The 549-nt window shown below is 53.0% G+C and carries 1 rRNA gene; it reads left to right on the forward strand.

Annotation, left to right across the window (positions count from 1 at the left end):
- Positions 1–549: ribosomal RNA gene (locus tag GTW09_RS17425) — 23S ribosomal RNA — on the forward strand; the annotation flags it as partial.

The raw sequence follows: 549 nt of genomic DNA on the forward strand, positions 1-549 counted from the left end.
CGGAGCCGTAGCGAAAGCGAGTGTTAACTGCGCGTTGAGTTGCTAGGTATAGACCCGAAACCCGGTGATCTAGCCATGGGCAGGTTGAAGGTTGAGTAACATCAACTGGAGGACCGAACCGACTGACGTTGAAAAGTCAGCGGATGACTTGTGGCTGGGGGTGAAAGGCCAATCAAACCGGGAGATAGCTGGTTCTCCCCGAAATCTATTTAGGTAGAGCCTCGGACGAATTCCATTGGGGGTAGAGCACTGTTAAGGCTAGGGGGTCATCCCGACTTACCAACCCTTTGCAAACTCCGAATACCAATGAGAACTATCCGGGAGACACACGGCGGGTGCTAACGTCCGTCGTGGAGAGGGAAACAACCCAGACCGCCAGCTAAGGTCCCAAAATATTGCTAAGTGGGAAACGATGTGGGAAGGCATAGACAGCTAGGAGGTTGGCTTAGAAGCAGCCACCCTTTAAAGAAAGCGTAATAGCTCACTAGTCGAGTCGGCCTGCGCGGAAGATGTAACGGGGCTAAGCAATATACCGAAGCTGCGGCAGCA

Origin of the sequence: Alteromonas hispanica (assembly GCF_010500915.1) — a bacterium.
GTDB lineage: Bacteria > Pseudomonadota > Gammaproteobacteria > Enterobacterales > Alteromonadaceae > Alteromonas > Alteromonas hispanica.